General features: G+C 64.3%; 17 protein-coding genes and 4 tRNA genes. 18 read left to right on the top strand and 3 right to left on the bottom strand.

Annotated elements, in window-relative coordinates:
* Positions 1-21: 21 nt before the first annotated feature.
* Positions 22-558, bottom strand: a complete 537-nt coding sequence (locus H6A23_RS06775) for a bifunctional nuclease family protein (RefSeq protein WP_353653029.1) — start codon at positions 556-558, stop codon at positions 22-24.
* 133 nt (positions 559-691) lie between these two features.
* Between H6A23_RS06775 and H6A23_RS06770 the strand changes: the two genes are divergently transcribed.
* The 4 genes from H6A23_RS06770 (at position 692) to typA (ending at position 3,675) form a co-directional block, all read left to right on the top strand.
* Positions 692-768, top strand: a tRNA-Ile gene (locus H6A23_RS06770).
* 81 nt (positions 769-849) lie between these two features.
* Positions 850-925, top strand: a tRNA-Ala gene (locus H6A23_RS06765).
* Between the two features lie 412 nt (positions 926-1,337).
* Positions 1,338-1,760, top strand: coding sequence for a hypothetical protein (locus tag H6A23_RS06760; protein WP_204831436.1), 423 nt, complete (start codon positions 1,338-1,340; stop codon positions 1,758-1,760).
* A 76-nt stretch (positions 1,761-1,836) separates the two neighbouring features.
* Positions 1,837-3,675 carry a translational GTPase TypA gene (gene typA, locus H6A23_RS06755; RefSeq protein WP_204831435.1) on the top strand — a complete coding sequence of 613 codons (1,839 nt, stop codon included), beginning with the start codon at positions 1,837-1,839 and terminating at the stop codon, positions 3,673-3,675.
* A 138-nt stretch (positions 3,676-3,813) separates the two neighbouring features.
* Here the strand turns inward: typA and H6A23_RS06750 are convergent, their stop codons facing one another.
* Positions 3,814-4,599: a trimeric intracellular cation channel family protein gene (locus H6A23_RS06750; protein ID WP_353653028.1), complete on the bottom strand. Its 786-nt coding sequence runs from the start codon at positions 4,597-4,599 to the stop codon at positions 3,814-3,816.
* 140 nt (positions 4,600-4,739) lie between these two features.
* On the opposite strand from H6A23_RS06750, the gene H6A23_RS06745 reads away from it, so the two are divergent.
* From H6A23_RS06745 to H6A23_RS06680, 14 genes are all read left to right on the top strand, one after another.
* A tRNA-Ser gene (locus H6A23_RS06745) sits at positions 4,740-4,830 on the top strand.
* Positions 4,831-4,869: 39 nt separating this feature from the next.
* Positions 4,870-4,959 (top strand) — tRNA-Ser (locus H6A23_RS06740).
* Between the two features lie 138 nt (positions 4,960-5,097).
* Entirely contained in the window at positions 5,098-6,213 is a 1,116-nt protein-coding gene (locus tag H6A23_RS06735; protein ID WP_204831434.1) for a DUF4013 domain-containing protein, read from the top strand.
* Positions 6,214-6,560: 347 nt separating this feature from the next.
* Positions 6,561-6,851 (top strand): 30S ribosomal protein S6, encoded by a 291-nt coding sequence (gene rpsF, locus H6A23_RS06730; RefSeq protein ID WP_075279077.1) that lies wholly within the window; start codon positions 6,561-6,563, stop codon positions 6,849-6,851.
* Between the two features lie 47 nt (positions 6,852-6,898).
* Entirely contained in the window at positions 6,899-7,432 is a 534-nt protein-coding gene (locus H6A23_RS06725) for a single-stranded DNA-binding protein (protein ID WP_204831433.1), read from the top strand.
* Between the two features lie 42 nt (positions 7,433-7,474).
* On the top strand, positions 7,475-7,747 hold the full coding sequence (rpsR, locus tag H6A23_RS06720) for a 30S ribosomal protein S18 (RefSeq protein ID WP_072373695.1): 273 nt from the start codon (positions 7,475-7,477) through the stop codon (positions 7,745-7,747).
* A 32-nt stretch (positions 7,748-7,779) separates the two neighbouring features.
* Positions 7,780-8,868 carry a DUF2232 domain-containing protein gene (locus H6A23_RS06715; RefSeq protein ID WP_204831432.1) on the top strand — a complete coding sequence of 363 codons (1,089 nt, stop codon included), beginning with the start codon at positions 7,780-7,782 and terminating at the stop codon, positions 8,866-8,868.
* A 15-nt stretch (positions 8,869-8,883) separates the two neighbouring features.
* A complete protein-coding gene (gene rplI, locus H6A23_RS06710; protein ID WP_204831431.1) occupies positions 8,884-9,402 on the top strand; it encodes a 50S ribosomal protein L9 in 519 nt (172 codons plus the stop codon).
* Between the two features lie 722 nt (positions 9,403-10,124).
* Positions 10,125-11,513 (top strand): replicative DNA helicase, encoded by a 1,389-nt coding sequence (gene dnaB, locus H6A23_RS06705; protein WP_353653027.1) that lies wholly within the window; start codon positions 10,125-10,127, stop codon positions 11,511-11,513.
* A gap of 135 nt (positions 11,514-11,648) precedes the next feature.
* Positions 11,649-12,929: an adenylosuccinate synthase gene (locus tag H6A23_RS06700; protein WP_204831430.1), complete on the top strand. Its 1,281-nt coding sequence runs from the start codon at positions 11,649-11,651 to the stop codon at positions 12,927-12,929.
* Positions 12,930-12,947: 18 nt separating this feature from the next.
* The gene (locus tag H6A23_RS06695; protein ID WP_204831429.1) at positions 12,948-13,889 is read left to right on the top strand and encodes a DegV family protein; all 942 of its coding nucleotides are present in this window, start codon (positions 12,948-12,950) and stop codon (positions 13,887-13,889) included.
* The gene (gene purD, locus H6A23_RS06690; protein ID WP_204831428.1) at positions 13,870-15,156 is read left to right on the top strand and encodes a phosphoribosylamine--glycine ligase; all 1,287 of its coding nucleotides are present in this window, start codon (positions 13,870-13,872) and stop codon (positions 15,154-15,156) included. Before H6A23_RS06695 ends, purD begins: the two co-directional genes overlap by 20 nt.
* Positions 15,157-15,228: 72 nt before the next feature.
* Entirely contained in the window at positions 15,229-15,516 is a 288-nt protein-coding gene (locus H6A23_RS06685) for a nucleotidyltransferase family protein (RefSeq protein ID WP_204831427.1), read from the top strand.
* Positions 15,488-15,904 carry an HI0074 family nucleotidyltransferase substrate-binding subunit gene (locus H6A23_RS06680; RefSeq protein WP_286165873.1) on the top strand — a complete coding sequence of 139 codons (417 nt, stop codon included), beginning with the start codon at positions 15,488-15,490 and terminating at the stop codon, positions 15,902-15,904. Before H6A23_RS06685 ends, H6A23_RS06680 begins: the two co-directional genes overlap by 29 nt.
* A 315-nt stretch (positions 15,905-16,219) precedes the next feature.
* Here H6A23_RS06680 and H6A23_RS06675 read toward each other — a convergent pair whose 3' ends face one another.
* A complete protein-coding gene (locus H6A23_RS06675; RefSeq protein WP_204831426.1) occupies positions 16,220-16,699 on the bottom strand; it encodes a hypothetical protein in 480 nt (159 codons plus the stop codon).
* Between the last annotated feature and the right edge of the window lie 109 nt (positions 16,700-16,808).

Here is a 16,808-nt window from a genome sequence, read left to right as displayed (position 1 = left end):
GCCTGCCCGTTTCGCGTACGGCTACTCGCCGTCCTTCTCCTCCTGGGTGACGGTGAAGTCCTCCGGGGAGAGCGACTCGACGAAGTCGTGGAACTGGGCGAGCTCCCGCTCCCGCTCGTCGCGCTCGACCCCGCGGAAGTCGGGCAGGGACGCCGTCTCGAGAACGGACCGCTCGGCGAAGACGGGCACCTCCTCGCGCACGGCGAGCGCGATGGCGTCAGAGGGCCGCGCGTCAACGAGGACCTGCCGACCGTCCTCGCGCATGAGCTCGACCTGCGCGAAGAACGTCGTCCCCTTGACGTCGTTGATGCGAACGGAGACGCAGGACGCCCCGAGCGCGGATATGGTCGACTTGAGGAGGTCATGCGTCATGGGACGGCCCCCCTCGCGCGGCGCGACGCCCATGCTGATGGCGCTCGCCTCGAAGGAGCCGATCTGAATGGGCAGCTCGGGCGCGGCGCTCCCGGCGCCGGGCTCCTGGGCCTTGAGAACGATGAGCGAGGCCAGCGGGCCCGTGCCCACGACGACGCTCTCTATGTCCATCCTCTGCAGCGGCACGTTCTTCCTTTCTCTCGACCGCATATCCTACCCAATTGTGCGGGTCGTCAGCTGCTTGCAAGAGATTGGAAAGAAAAAGTCAAAAAAGTCGTTGACCGGAGCCGATTGCCCGTGTAGTATATCTCCTTGCGTTGGGCCTGTAGCTCAGTTGGTCAGAGCGTCCGGCTGATAACCGGGAGGTCACAAGTTCGAACCTTGTCAGGCCCACCATTTTTTGACAATAGTCACCCCAGCGTTAGCCGAGTCGCCGCTGGGGTGATTATTCATTTCCGGCGATACGTCGGGCAGAGCGGGGACGTAGCTCAGCTGGGAGAGCGCGGGCTTTGCAAGCCTGAGGCCGTGGGTTCGAACCCCATCGTCTCCACCACAATGTCAGGGCCGGGCCTTCGGGTCCGGCCTTTGTCTTTGCCCGAGGGCCAAGGTCCGTTTTTGCGCAGAATCCTCCTTGGTGCGAAGCTATACGGCGGTTCTGCGCAATCAGCCCCTTGGTGCGAAGGGTTTTTGAGGGGAGCTCCCCTATTCCGTTCTTCCGACAACCTCTGTACCAGCGGTTATGCATTCCTTGACCAAATCGAACAAGGCAAGATGGGGAATGGTCGACCAAAAGCTCTTCGCACCAAGGGGCTGATTGCGCACAGCGCGCCCAAGTCTTCGCACCAAGGCCGCATCTGCACACGCCTGACAAAGGTGACGGGGGCGTTTGTCATGAAAAACATGACAAACGCCCCCGTCACCTTTGTCAGGTATCATCGCAGCAGAAATCGGCGTGAGGAGGGACCATGGCAGAGACGAGCGGGCTTCGTGAGGGCGTGTCGCCCCAGACCGACGAGCTGGCAAGTACGCTGATGGGAGACGCGCTCGATCTTCTTGCCGCCGGCGAGGCGTTCGAGGTCCTTCTCGCGGTGCAGGGGTCCACGGGCGAGGTGATGAGCTTCGAGTTCGTTGACGACGGCCCCGAGGCGTGCCTCGAGGGCGCCCGCGCCAAGGTGGCTGAGCTCAAGGACGCCGTGCGCTACGCCATCTGCTATGAGGGCGCGATAGAGGGTGATGACGGATCTTTCTCCGACGCGCTCCTCCTCGAGTTTGGCGAGCGTGGCTATCGCAGCTACTCGGCCTTCTCGCTCGTCGACGGCAAGGGCGCAGGTGATGGTTTCACGTGGACCGACCCCGCGCCGGCAGGAGAGCTGCCCCCGCTGCTGTAAAGTACCGTATGTCGATAAATAGCAACCGTCGGCCGATGCGGTCGGGATTACACATGCGCCTTAGGTGAGGGGACATATGCGCCAGGAGAACATCAGGAACATCGCCATCATCGCCCACGTCGACCACGGCAAGACCACCTTGGTCGACCAAATGCTCAAGGCGACGGACGCGTTCCGCGAGAACCAGCAGGTCCAGGAGCGCGTGCTCGACTCCAACGACCAGGAGCGCGAGCGCGGCATCACCATCCTGGCGAAGAACATCTCCATCGAGTACAAGGGCGTGAAGATCAACGTCATCGACACCCCGGGCCACGCCGACTTTGGCGGAGAGGTCGAGCGCGTGCTGCGCATGGCCGATGGCGCCCTCCTTTTGGTCGATGCCGCCGAGGGCCCCATGCCGCAGACGCGCTTTGTCCTGCGCCACGCCATCGACGCGGGCCTTGCCGTGATGATCGTGGTGAACAAGATCGACAAGCCCGCAGCTGACCCCGAGCGCGCGGTGAACACCTCGCTCGACCTCATGGCCGACCTTGGCGCCACGGACGAGCAGCTCGAGTTTGCGATGGAGCACGTGATCTACGCCTCCGCGGTGAACGGCTTCGCGCGCCTCGACCCGAGCGATGACAACCAGGACATGTTCCCCATGCTCGACATGATCGTCGACGAGCTGCCCGCGCCGGACGTTGACATCGAAGGCCCCCTTGCCATGCAGTGTGTGACCATCGACCACTCCGAATACGTTGGTCGCATCGGTATCGGCCGCATCTACTCCGGCACCATCCACGACGGAGACAAGATCCTCGTGGTGAAAAACGACGGCTCGCGCGCCATGAGCCAGGTTAAGCAGCTCTTCACCTTCGACTACCTTGGTCGGAAGGAGTGCAAGGAGGCCCAGGCCGGCGACATCGCGGCCGTCGTGGGCATAGACTCCACCGACATCGGCGACGTCTACACCGACCCGGAGAACCCCGTCGAGCTTGAGCCCATCGAGATTGACCCGCCGACGCTCTCCGTTGTCTTTGAGCCCTCCACCTCCCCGCTCGTAGGCCGCGAGGGCGACATCGTGGGCGGCCGCCAGCTCAAGGAGCGCCTCATGCAGGAGCGCGAGAACAACGTGACCATGCGCATCGAGGAGCTGCCCGACAAGACCGGCGTCGAGGTGGCCGGCCGCGGCATCCTGCACCTCTCTGTCCTCATGGAGACCATGCGCCGCGAGGGCTTCGAGTTCCAGGTGGGCCGCCCGCGCGTCCTCTTCAAGAAGGATGCCAACGGCCAGATGACCGAGCCCGTGGAGCAGGCCGTGGTGGAGTGCCCGGGCGAGTACTCCGGCAAGGTCATCGAGGTCTTTGGCAACGCCGGCGGCACCATGACCACGATGGACGCCGGGACTACCCAGACGCACCTCGAGTTCAAGATTCCCACCCGCGGCATCATGGGCCTCAAGAACCGCATCCTGAACGTCACCCACGGCGAGGCGGTCTTCTACCACACGTTCCTCGAGTACGGTCCGTACGCCGGCGAGATCGGCGTCCGCCAGAACGGCGCCATGATCTCCATGAGCACCGAGAAGGCCGTGGCCTACGCGCTCGGCACGCTCCAGGAGCGCGGCCAGCTCTTCGTGGCGCCGGGCGACGAGTGCTATGAGGGCATGCTCGTGGGCGAGCGGTCCAAGCCCGGTGACATGGTCGTCAACATCGCGCGTACCAAGAGCCTGGGCAACCAGCGCTCCTCCACCGCGGACATCGCCGTGCAGCTCACGCCGCCGCGCACCTTCACCCTGGAGGAGGCGCTCGAGTACATCATGGATGACGAGCTCGTGGAGGTCACGCCCAAGAGCGTCCGCATGCGCAAGCGCCTGCTCTCGGAGATCGAGCGCCGCAAGTGGGCCGTCCGCAACGGCAAGGTGAAGAAGTAGGCACAGCTGCCGAGAAGAACCTGGGCCTGCCGGCGGCAGCGCCGGGGGTGAGCCTGACAAAGGTGCCGGGGCAGACTGTCGTGAAAGATTCATGACAGTCTGCCCCGGCACCTTTGTCAGGCTCGCACGGCACCCTCGTCAGGATTTGCGCCCGCCCTTCGGCGAGGTCACGTTGCGGACCGGCCGGTCCTTCTCGTACTTGCTCGTGCGCCAGCGGGTGACGCGTACGTAGCGGCTCACGCGCCGCACCGGCGCGGCCACCTGCGGGCCTAGGTCGACGTCTGCGGGGGTCTGCACGTTGAAGTGCAGCGACCAGCGCCTGAGCCCTATGGTGACGGCGATGCAGAGCAGGGACCCCCACAGCTTGTTGACCGAGCAGCACACGACGGCAAGGTAATACACCACGCCGCCCGCCAGCGCGCACACGGCGTACAGGTTTGACTTCTGGAAGATTCGGGGCACCTCGCCGAGGAAGACGTCGCGCAGCATGCCTCCCCCTACGCCGGTCATGATGCCCATGAGCACGCATGACGCCGGGTAGAAGCCGTGGACGATGGCCTTGTCGGTGCCGACGAGGGCAAAGAGCGCCACGGCCATGATGTCGAGCCACTCGAGGAGGTTTGCGGCGCGGTCGAGCGGCCGGGGAAAGAGGAACGCCACGAGTCCCGTGGCAACGCTCACAGGGATGGCGAAGGGCGAGGTGAGCATGTAGATCCTGCCCACCTGCATCATCACGTCGCGGATGAGGCCGCCGCCAAGGCCGCACAGGAGCGCAAGGCCCACAAAGCCGACGGCGTCCAGGTGCCGCGCCCGGGCCACCATGACCCCACCGGCAGATCCCACGACGACGGACGCGAGGTCGACCCACGTCGGCAGCGAGACGGCGGCGACTTCTGGGCTATAGGTTGAGAAGATCTCTGGCACGGGTGTCTCCTCGCGGTCAGGTGCGGGCGGCGCTCGTACATTGTTGCGCACCGTGATGAAAAGGGACAGTCCCTTTTCATCAAGAAAAGTGTTTTCAAAACCGCGGCACTTATGCTATATTGACCGCTGCACCTTCTCATGGAGAGTTGTCCGAGTGGCCGAAGGAGCACGATTGGAAATCGTGTAGGCGCCTAAAGCGTCTCCAGGGTTCAAATCCCTGACTCTCCGCCAGAACTTACCGTGGCGCCTTCGGGCGCCACGTCACCCTTCGGAGGGGTGGCAGAGTGGTTGAATGCGGCGGTCTCGAAAACCGTTTACCCCTTCGGGGGTACGAGGGTTCGAATCCCTCCTCCTCCGCCATTGACGAGAGAGCCGGTCTATCTGACCGGCTTTTTTCATATCTCGGCATGCGCGGCGAGAAGAACGTCAGTCTCGCGCACGTTTAGGGTACGCTACAGGGTACGTGTGTGAATCCACCCTCCGCTGAAAGGGGAATCTATGGTTGGCGAGTCTGAGCTCGAGGGATTTAGGCGCGACCGCTACTTCGCGCGCTCGTGGGCGCTTCTCACGAGGGACCGCGGCTGGATCAAGCCGGTTCTTCTCATGACGGTCTCCCTGCTCGTGCCCTTTGTCGGCGCACTCGGCGTGATGGGCTACGTCTACGAGTGGGCGCGCCTCACGGCGTGGGGCGTCAATTCGGCACCCAAGCAGAAGGGCGTGCGCGTGGGCGAGTGCATCGCAAGCGGGTGGCGCGTCTTCGTGGTGTGCCTCGTCTGGTATGTGGGCTTTACCATCGTCTCGGGCATCCTGCTGAGCGTCCCGGTGATCGGTGACCTCCTCGATTTTGTCTGGACGCTCGTGACCGTCTGCTTTGCCCTTATCGCCAGCGTCGCGGCGATGCGTGCGACGGTCTACCAGAAGATCGTGCCCGGCCTGCGCGTCCCGACCATCTGGAAGATGATCTCCCATGACCCCGCCGGCCTCGCCAGGATCGCGGGAATCCAGATCATCGGCGGCATAATCATCGGCGCGGTCATGACGATCGCCCTGCTCCCGGTCCTGTTCAGCATCATTCCCAGCCTCGTCACCATGGTCGAGTACCTTGAGTATTCCTCGGTGCTCTCCAGCGGCATGCAGGCGCGTATCGCGATGCAGGCGGCGTTTTCCGTGCTTTCCGCCATCGGTCCGACGCTCATCGTGCTCATTCTCGTGTGCGGCTTTCTCGGCTCAATCATCTCGCTCGTGTGCATGAACGCCGTCGCGCTGTGGATGCGGCAGTTCAACGTCACCGCATGGGGCAGGGACGAGGACCCGCTGCCGCCGTTTGTCAGCGACCCGAGAGATGCGGCGCAGCAGGCGGGAAGCTGGCAGTATGGCGTGCCGCAGCAGCCCGACGGGGCCGCGCGCCCCGTGTCTCCCGAGCCCCAGGCGGCGCCGCGACCTGCGCCCGAGCCCCAGGCCGCGCCCAGTCCCGTGACCCCTGCCGCGTCCGCGGAGATGGTCCCGGCCCCTCCGTCGGAGGAGGCAACTCCATTTGACGCCGGCGACCCCTCCTCCATCGAGCCGGTCCCGGCGCCGGAAGACGGCCCCGAGGAGCCGCGCTCAAACGAGTAGGTCCAGGCACGTCCTCATGGCGGGGGCGGGCGCGGAATCGCAATGTCCTGCGATTCCACTCCCGCCCCCGCCCTCATGTTTGGAGATGCTGTGCGCGCCGAGACCCTCGGAGGGCCGCGCATCAAGAGTCCCGCCCGCCCGGAGCGCGGCGAACCTCCCCTGCCCGTCAGAGACGCGTGTGCCTGGTGGCAGCCTCTGGTAACCGCCAGCATGTAGGCTATATGCAGGGATGTTGTGGAGGGGATACAGCGAGAAGAGCCTTCTGTGGTATGATGCTTCGCCGAACCTTTCCTGCCCCGGGCGAGCCTTCATGTCCCGGGGCCACTAGCCCAGAGGAGGTGAATCGAATGAAGGCTTATGAACTGCTCTACTTTGTCGACCCCACGTGCAACGAGGAGACCCGCGCCGGCGTCATGAAGCGCATCGAGGTTGCTCTCGGCGAGACTGGCAAGGTCGACAGCGTCGAGGACTGGGGCAAGCGCAAGCTCGCCTTTGAGGTCGACGATCTCACTGAGGGTGACTACACCCTCATCAACTTCCACGCTGATCCCGAGCACATCGCCGAGCTCGACCGAGTTCTGCGCATCAACGACGCCGTCAAGCGCCACATGGTCGTGCGCCGCGTCGACAAGGACTAGGCAAGGAAGCGCGGGCATAAGGCCCGCGGGTGGGAGGAAGTGAGACCATGAGCATCAACAGGGTTAACATCTCGGGTAACCTCACGAGGGACCCCGAGCTCAGGGCCACGGCCAGCGGCTCGCAGATTCTTTCCTTCGGCGTTGCCGTGAACGACCGTCGCCGCAACCAGCAGACGGGCGAGTGGGAGGACTACCCCAACTTCGTCGACTGCGTGGTGTTTGGCGCCCGCGCCGAACCGCTCTCCCGCTTCCTCTCCAAGGGCACGAAGGTTGCCGTCGAGGGCAAGCTTCGTTACAGCTCCTGGGAGACCAAGGACGGTCAGCGTCGCAGCAAGCTCGAGGTCGTCGTCGACGAGGTCGAGTTTCTGAGCTCGAGAAACCAGCAGGGCGGAGGGTACCAGCAGAATGCCGGTGCGCCCGCCTTCCAGCAGGCCCCCGCGCCCGCGTACGCCGCGCCCGTCGCCTCCGCGCCGGTGCCGTCCGCCCCGCAGGGTGGCTACGCGCCGCAGCCGCAGATGCAGCAGGCGCCCGTCCAGACCCCGCCGGAGACCGACGTCTACGACGAGGACATCCCGTTCTAATCACCGGCGGCCGCTCGGCCGCCAACAGAAAGGCAACTAGACATGGCTCAGCAGAAGCAGGATTTTCAGCGCCAGCCGCGTCGCAAGTACTGCCAGTTCTGCAAGGAGGAGACCGAGTACATCGACTACAAGGATGTGCAGCTTCTCCGCAAGTACATGACCGATCGTGGCAAGATCAAGCCGCGTCGCGTCACTGGCGCCTGCACGCAGCATCAGCACGACATCGCGCTGGCGATCAAGCGCGCCCGCGAGATGGCGCTTCTCCCCTACACCGTCCCCGTGGTCTCCAGCCGCGGCGGCCGTAACCGCGGCTAGCGCCGCGCGCACGAGAGAAGAGCGCGCGCACGATGAGCGCATGGTCCAACAACGGTGTTCCACCCACGCCTGATGGCATGGGCGAGCTTCCGTCTGCTGGCTCCGTGCGGTCCGGGGGTGCCATCACCCCCTTTGGCCAGCAGAACAACGAGGAGGGCAACCGCGGAGCGGCCTCGCTTCCCCTTGCCCTGCTGACCTGCGCCATCGGAGGCGCGGCGGCATCCTCCTCGATGTCTGTGGCCGCACCCGCGCTCGTGGGATATGGGCTCTGCGTGGCCCATGCACGAGGGGGCGCGCGCATGACGGCGCTCGGCACGGGCATCGCCCTCGCGGCGGCGCTCGCCTTGGGGCTTCCCCTCGGGGCGGCTCAGGGGGTCGGGGCTGTCATCGCATGCCTTGCGGGACTCATCGTTGCGCTCGTCTGTTGGAAGGGTCGTCTGACCCCGGGCACTGGGTGCCTCATAGTGGCCGTGCTGTTTGCGGCTCACATCGGGGCGGACTCGGTGTTCGCGCTCATGAGCGGCACCACGCTCCCCCAGACCATGGCGGAGCTGATCGAGTTCTATCGGGAGGCCTTCACCGAGGCTTCCCCCACGAGCTCCGCTCAGGTCGAGACCGTGTCCTCGCTCGTGGGCATCCTCTGGCCGACGGCCTATGTGGTCGTCTCCGCAGGGGAACTCGCGGCAGGCCTTGTCGGCGCGCATCTTGCGCTGAGAAGGGCGGACTCCCCTCGCACCGAGGAGGGCATCGCAAACTACGACCTGCCCCTATGGGTCGTCGCGGTGCTCGTCGCGGCGGCGGCCGGCCTGGCCGTCTCCCTGACGGTCCCCTCGGCGCCGCAGCTCGTCCTTATGGTCTCGGCCAATCTGGCCATGGCCCTGAGGATCGCGTTTGCGATTCAGGGAGCCGCTGTGCTCGTCTGGCTCCTGAGGGGAAGGGACCTCGGCCCGTTTGCGAGGGTCCTCGTCTGGGTCGCAGCGCTCTATCTCGAAGTGCAGTTCGTCGTTTTGACCGTTGTCGGCGTCGTCGACGTCTGGGCCAACTTCCGCCACCTCCAGCGTGGCACGCTGGCCTCGGACGACACGACAGCGCAGGACAAAAAGCCGGGTCAGCCCGGCTGATCGAAGGAGTATCCCATGAAAGTCATCCTCTTGGGTGAGCTTCGGGGCAAGGGCGGCGAGGGCGACATCGTCGACGTCGCACAGGGCTTTGCGGAGAACTACCTGTTCCCCAACAAGATCGCCCAGCCCGCTACCCCGGGCAACATCAAGCAGCTCGAGGAGCGCCGTCACAACATCGAGAAGCGTGAGGCCGAGCGCATCTCTGTCGCCGAGGCCACCAAGGCCGCTCTCGATGGCAAGTCGGTGACCGTCGACGCCAAGATCGGCGACGAGGGCCAGCTCTTCGGCTCCGTTACCCCGTCCCAGATTGCCGACGCCATTCAGGCTCAGCTCGGCATCGAGGTCGACCGCAAGCGCGTCGGCCGCGGGAACAACATCAAGACCTCCGGCAAGCACGCCGTCGAGGTCAACCTCTACCGCGAGATTACCGCGGTGGTCAACGTCCTCGTTGGCGTGACCGAGGAGGAGCCGGCGGAGGAGGCCGAGGAGACCGCCGAGGTCGCCGAGGTCGAGACCACCGAGGTCGAGGAGTAACCACTTTTCGACGTCCACGTCTGAGCTGGGGATTTCTACAATATCCGCAGGTCAGCACCATGTAAGGTGATGCCCCGTGAGTCTTACCGACTCACGGGGCATTGTTGTGCAACACCCAGCACATATGCCATCTACCTGCGCTTTTATACTGGTATGCCGATGTTGAAACCAGACGAGTGGTGTGTGAGCAGCGGTTGAGGGCTCTTCTAGCGGTAAAGAATCGTGTTGAAAACTCGTCATTTCCGCAGGAAAAAAATTTGTTGAAAACGTCGAAAAGGAAGAAAGGCCCGTTCAGGTGCCCCTTCTTCTCGACAAGGCCTCTCGGAGGGCCGGAGGCGGCATTTTTGCCTCTTGACAGCAGGGGTGGAGTGGCCATCGGTCCTTGCTTGCGCAATCAGGCCCTTGGTGCGAAAGACGGGCGTTCTCCTGCGCAGTCACCGTCTTGGTGCGAAGCACGTTTCCGTCTACGTGCTGGTTTTACAAAATGCTACCTGCACTAGACAAATTGTTTGCGCAGGTTTTTGGTTGGCGCACTTCGGACAAGCGTGGAAATCGCTTCGCACCAACGCGCCGATTGCGCAGGAGAACGCCCACCTTTCGCACCAAGGGCCTGATTGCGCTGCCACGGGCGAGCGAGGACCCCGCCTGTGGCATCATCCGATCGTTTGGACGGCGGCAGAATGCGATAATGGGACCCCGGAACAGTCACCCGAGGAGGATTCGTGGCCCAGAGCGAGTATGACGTCAATCCCACGCGGATGAGAGCCAACCAGGATGCGGCGATGCCACAGGACCCGGAGGCCGAGGCCTCGGTCCTCTCAGCCATGATGGTCTCGACCGAGGCACTCCAGGAGTGCCTGATCGAGCTCACGCCGGATGACTTCTACTTCCCCTCCAACCGCACCGTCTTCTCGGCCATGCGCGAGATGTTCGACAAGAATATGCCGATCGACACCATCTCGCTCGCCGACTACCTCAAGAGCGCCGGCGAGCTAGAGCGCGTGGGCGGCAGGAGCTTCCTTCTGGGCCTGGGCAACAACTCGCTCGCGCTCGTGGGGTGGCGCCGCCACGTTGAGATGCTGCATCGCGACACCACGCTGCGCAAGATGATCAGCGCCTCCGCGCAGATCACGGCGCTTGCCTACGACGCCCCGGAGGACACCAAGGAGGTCGTTGACCGCGCCGAGAAGATGCTGCTCGACGTCACCAACCGTGACGTGCACAAGAACGAGCAGTCTCTCGAGGAGATCATGGCCGACCTCTACGAGGAGCTCGGCCAGAACGCCGCCAACCACGACAAGCCCCTCGGCGTCCTCACGGGGTTTCCGCGCATCGACGAGTGCCTGCTCGGCCTGCGGCCCGGCCAGATGATCGTCATCGGCGCCCGACCCGGCGTCGGCAAGACCTCCTTCGCCCTGAATCTCATGACCAACGCCGCCTTCAATGGGGCGAGCGTGGCCATGTTCTCGCTCGAGATGTCAAAGGTGGAGATCGCGCAGCGCCTGCTCGCGGCCAACGCGCGCGTGGGCCTGCAGGAGATCCGCTCCGCTCGCATCAGAAACGAGCAGTGGCCCCAGATCCTCCAGGCGACCAACGACCTCTCCCAGCTCGACATCATGATCGACGACACGCCGGGTACCACGGTGACCGAGATTCGAGCCAAGGCGCGCCGCATCCTGCGCGGCAAGCCGCTCGGCCTGGTGATCATCGACTATCTGCAGCTCATCTCTCCGCCGTCCGGCGGCCACCGCGCGGACAGCCGCGCCACCGAGGTCTCTGAGATGAGCCGCGGCATCAAGATTATGGCCAAGGACCTCGGCGTGCCCGTCGTGGCCCTCTCCCAGCTCAACCGTACCGTCGAGAACCGCACGGGCAAGCGCCCGCAGCTCTCCGACCTACGCGAGTCCGGCTCCATCGAGCAGGACGCAGACGTCGTTGCGCTGCTCGACCGTTCGATGAACGAGGACGAGGCGTCGCGAGAGGATCGCCCCGCGATGAACGAGACCACCTTCATCATCGCCAAGAACCGCTCCGGTGCCCTCGCGGACGTCCCGCTCACCTTCCTTCCCGGCTCGACCAAGTTCGTCGAGGTGGACACCTTCCACGACTAAGCGCATCCTGACAGGCTGTGGGGGGCGTGCAAGGGGGACGACCGCTTTTGCACGCCCTTGTTCACCGTCCCCTCCCTCTCGTCCGTCTGCCCTATAATGTAGATTCGTATGTGAATCGCGACGAGAGGGACACTCATGTCGGCATCAGTGCTCGTGGGAACTCAGTGGGGCGACGAGGGCAAGGGCAAGGTCACCGATCTCATCTCCGGCGACTTTGACGTGGTCTGCCGCTATGCCGGTGGCGCCAACGCCGGTCACACCGTCATCGCAAACGGAAAGAAGCTGGCCCTGCACCAGGTTCCCTCCGGCGTCATGTACGAGGGCACCTACCCCGTGATCGGCAACGGCTGCATCGTCGACCCGGAGGTTCTCCTCCAGGAGATTGACATGCTCGCCGATCAGGGCATCTCGGCCGAGCGCCTCAAGATCTCCGGCAACGCGCACATCGTCATGCCCTACCACAAGGACCTCGACGGCGCGCACGAGAAGAAGCTCGGCAAGAACCTCATCGGCACCACCAAGCGCGGCGTGGGTCCCTGCTACATGGACAAGATGAACCGCACGGGCCTGCGCATCCAGGACATGCTGGACGAGAAGATCTTCCGCCAGAAGCTCGAGAGCGCGCTCGCCTACACCAACCCCATCCTGGAGAAGGTCTACGAGCTACCCACCTACACCGTCGAGCAGATTTGCGAGACCTATCTGCCCTACGCCGAGCGCATCCGCCCCTACATCGTCGAGAGCTCCCTCTTCCTCAACGAGCAGCTCGAGAGCGGCAAGAACATCCTCTTTGAGGGCGCCCAGGCCACGATGCTGGACATCGACCACGGCACCTACCCCTTCGTCACCAGCTCCAACTGCACCGCCGGCGGCGCCGTCACCGGCTCGGGCGTGGGTCCCACCAACATCGACCGCGTCCTCGGCGTGGCCAAGGCCTACCTCACGCGCGTGGGCTCGGGCCCCTTCCCCACGGAGCTCTTCGACGAGGTGGGCGACAAGCTCGGTGAGGTTGGCCACGAGTACGGCGTGACCACCGGCCGCAAGCGCCGCTGCGGCTGGTATGACGCCGTCGTGGTGAACTACGCCGCCCGCGTGAACGGCCTCACCGACCTCGCCATCACCAAGCTCGACGTCCTCGGTTGCCTGGATGAGATCAAGGTCTGCGTGGCCTACGAGTGCGATGGCGTGGAGTACCACACCGTGCCCGAGCACCAGAGCGTCTTCTATCACGCCAAGCCGGTCTACGAGACCCTGCCCGGCTGGAGCTGCGACATCTCCGGCGTCCGCAACTTCTACCAGCTCCCGCGCGAGGCCAAGGACTACATCGACTTCCTCGAGCAGCTCGCGGGCGTCCGCGTCTCCATCATCACGGTGGGCCCGGACCGCGAGCAGACCATCGATCGCTACTGGCACTAACGGCACGGTTCGCACGACGTGTCCGAGAAGAGCTTTGCCATCGTCTGTGATGCGGGGTGCGACCTCCCTGCGCGCTATCTGGAGCGCATGGGGGCCGTGCTCGTGGACGGCTGTGCCGAGAAGAACGACGAGCAGGAGCTGACCGCTCGCTACGAGGCGGCGTATCGCGCGCTCGCCCGGGAAGGCGTCACACAGATCGCCGCGGTCCACTCGTCGCCGGCCTTCTCGCTGGAGGTCGCCTGCGCCTGCAGGGCGGCGGCGTCCTGCGTCGACGTGGCGGAGGTGCGCGTCGTGGAGTCCGCTGCGGCAAGCGCCGCGACGGGCATGGTCGTCTTCCGGCTTGCCTGCTTACGGCAGGACGGCATGCCGTTCGAGGATGCCGTCACGCGCGCCCGCGCCCTCGCCGAGAAGGTCCGCCTGCTCGTGATCCCCGCCCGCTCGCCACGCTTTCCGGACCGTCGTGCCCGCCGCAAGGGAACGGCGCTCATCCGCCGCGCCACGTCCTCCATCAGGGTGCGCCTCTCGGGCGAGCGTGGCCTCTACCTGCTTGCCAACGGGGAGCTCACGCAGCTCGCGCGCTCTGTTGACCTGGCCGACCTCACCGGACGCCTTGCCCGTGCCATGAGTGCGGTCGCGGCCAACGAGGGGTCGCTCGTCTACGCGTGCGTTGAGACGGGGGACAAGCAGGCCCTCCGCTCGCTCACAAAGCCGCTCGACACCAACGAGTTTGACTCCCGCTGCCTGGGGACGCTCCGCGTGACGCAGGGCGTGGAGCATGTTGTTGGCCAGGGGGCAGTGGGCGTGGCCTTTGTTCCCGCGCAAGACTACTGGGGCGACTCCCTATCCGGGGATGCCGCGCAATCAGACCGTGAGCAGCCGGGAGGCACGCACGAATGTGATCCCGTGCTGTCGGAGAACTGCCCAAATAAGGAGGCATCCCATGAACACCCAGAAGACTGACATCCTGCTGCTCGGCTCAGGCGGGCGCGAGCACGCGCTTCTCGCCAAGCTCGCCGAGTCGCCCCGCGCGGGCAAGCTCTACGTGGCCCCCGGCAACGGCGGCATGAACGCCATGGCCACCCCCGTCGAGGACCTCGACATCAACTCCCCCGTTGACGTTGCCCAGTGGGCGAGCCAGCGCGGCATCGGCCTCGTGGTCATTGGTCCCGAGGCGCCGCTCGTGGCGGGCGTGGCCGACGCCGTGCGCTCCGCGGGCATCCCGTGCTTTGGCCCCAACGGCAACGCGGCCCAGATGGAGGGCTCCAAGAAGTTCGCCAAGCAGGTCATGGCCCGTGCCGGCGTGCCCACCGCGGCCTATCGCAGCTTCACCGACGAGGAGACCGCGGCGGCGTACGTGCGCCAGGTAGGGGGCCCCGTGGTGGTCAAGGCGGACGGCCTGGCCGCCGGCAAGGGCGTGATCGTGGCCAAGACCACCGAGGAGGCGCTCGAGGGCGTGCATGAGTGCTTCTCCGGCGCGTTTGGCGACGCCGGTGCCACCGTCGTGATCGAGGAGACCCTCGAGGGCCCCGAGTGCTCCCTTCTCGCCCTCACGGACGGCACGACGGTAGTGCCGCTTGCCACCTCCCAGGACCACAAGCGCGCTCTCGATGGCGACAAGGGCCCCAACACCGGCGGCATGGGCGTGTACTCCCCCGTCCCCGAGCACCTCGTCTCCGCCGAGGAGCTGGCCACGATGGTCGAGATTGAGAAGAAGGTCGTTGCCGAGCTCGCGCGCGAGGGCATCACCTACTCCGGCTGCCTCTACGGCGGTTTCATGCTCACGAAGGACGGCCCCAAGGTTCTGGAGTTCAACGCCCGCTTTGGCGATCCGGAGACCCAGGTCGTGCTGCCGCGCATGAAGGCCGACCTCGTGAGCGTCTTCATGGCCTGCGACAACGGCACCCTCACCGAGGACATGGTCTCCTGGGATGACGACTGGGCGGTCTCCGTGGTCCTCACCTCCGCCGGCTACCCTGGCGGCTATGAGAAGGGCAAGGTCATCACCGGTATCGAGAAGGCCGAGGCAATGGAGGGCGTCACCGTCTACCACGCCGGCACCGCCGAGAAGGACGGTCAGATCGTCACCAGCGGCGGCCGCGTGCTCGACGTCACGGCCGTGGCCCCCACCTTCGAGGAGGCCCGCGCCAAGGCCTACGCCGCCTGTGAGCTCATCGACTTTGAGGGCAAGACCTTCCGCACGGACATCGGCCTGCGCGCCATCCGGTAAACATACACGGGGACGGAGGGCTTGTCACCGCTCCGTCCCCGTGTCACCCCCGCCCTGTCCTGGGGAGGCCACATGGTTTCCATCGAGGATGTTTACCAGCAGATTGCTGACATCGCGCGCCGTGAGAGAGCCCGTCGTGTGATTCTCTTTGGCTCGCGGGCTCGTGGAGATAACTTTCCCAAAAGTGACATAGACCTTGCTGTTGAGGGGTGCCAGAACTTTGGCCGTCTCTACGACGCATTGCAGAACGACCTCTGGAGCCTACTTAAGGTTGACGTAGTTGATTTGGATGGGACTGTATCGGAGGAGCTGAGGAAGGAGATAGCCCGCGATGGAAAGGTTCTCTATGAGGAAGTATGAGAACTACGTCTCAGCGTTGAAAGTCCTCAGGGAGGCGCCTTTTCAGGACCTGAACAGTGAGTTTGTGCAGAGCGGAATTATCGGTAAATTTGCCCTGCAGTTTGAGCTGAGCTGGAAGCTGTTGAAGCGAGTGCTCTCGTACGAGGGCGATGCGCGCGCGGCATCCGGCTCCCCGCGTGAGATTATCACGGAGGCGTACAGCCATTTCGATTTCCTCGACGAGGAAACGTGGCTCTCCATGCTGCGATACCGCAGCAGTACGACGCACATCTATGACGTCGGGGCTGCCAAGCGGCTGGTCAACAGCGTACTTCACCAATACATCCCCGAATTTGAGAGGTTGGAAAGCGCGCTTCTGGCCCGCTATGGAGTGACCCTTACCAGCTGAGCCATCCTGCCAACCTTGCTAGCCTTGCTAGCCTTTGCCAATCGAGAGGCTTTCTGTCGGGGCGGACAGGACGCTCTTTAGGGATGCAGCGGACAGAATATCCGCCTGTTATGCCGCAATGTGACGTCGTTTCGTACAGCCGGCGGCTCATAAGCGCCGCTCTCATCGAACAAATCGCCTATATCAAGGCAACTTTTGCCATTTCATACGTGTGCTAGTAGCTCAGAGAGCACACCGACGAACTTCTCGACAGCATTAGGTAGAGGGTTGTGTTTGGTCGATGTTCAACTACTGACTATGTTCGACTAAACAAGCCTACTCAGCGCCCGAATTAAGGAGCTTGGTGGCAAAGTAGCTTCGTCTCCACCAGGGGAGTGCGGCTATTGCCTGCTGGCGTTCGGCGATACCCGCCACGCGCTCGGCCAGGCGCGCAGCGCGGTCGTTGGCGCTTGCAAGCTGGTCTCTCAGCTCGCCCAGTTCGCGCTCGCGAGACGACCTCATCTCTGCAATCTCGGCAACAAGCCGATCGTTTTGCTCCTTAAGGTCAGCAATGCGGGCATTGAGGGCAGAAATCACGGAGTCGCGCTGGTCAGACGCATCATCCTGCGCCGGCCTCGGAACGACGTTCTTGCCCAGCGCGTCGGCCAGCGCAGAGACGGCAAAGTCGTCGAGCACGTCGGTCTTGCCCACGCGGGTGACGTGCTCCGGAGCAAGGCCGAGCTTCTCTATGTAGTTGACCACGGTCTGCTTGGCAACGCCAAGCTGGTCGGCGACTTCCCTCTTGGTGACTCCCATGTGCGCTCCTCGCTGGTTGGGCGTAGATGCCCATGTTTGATTGAACATCGATTATACGAGTGGGTGAGGAGATGTATACCCGCCATCAACCAATAATCGACTGAGATAT

Source organism: Olsenella uli (assembly GCF_016900775.1).
In the GTDB taxonomy this organism is placed as follows: domain Bacteria; phylum Actinomycetota; class Coriobacteriia; order Coriobacteriales; family Atopobiaceae; genus Thermophilibacter; species Thermophilibacter uli_A.
Note: the sequence above shows the minus strand (reverse complement) of the source record. Positions and strands in the feature narration are given on the sequence as shown.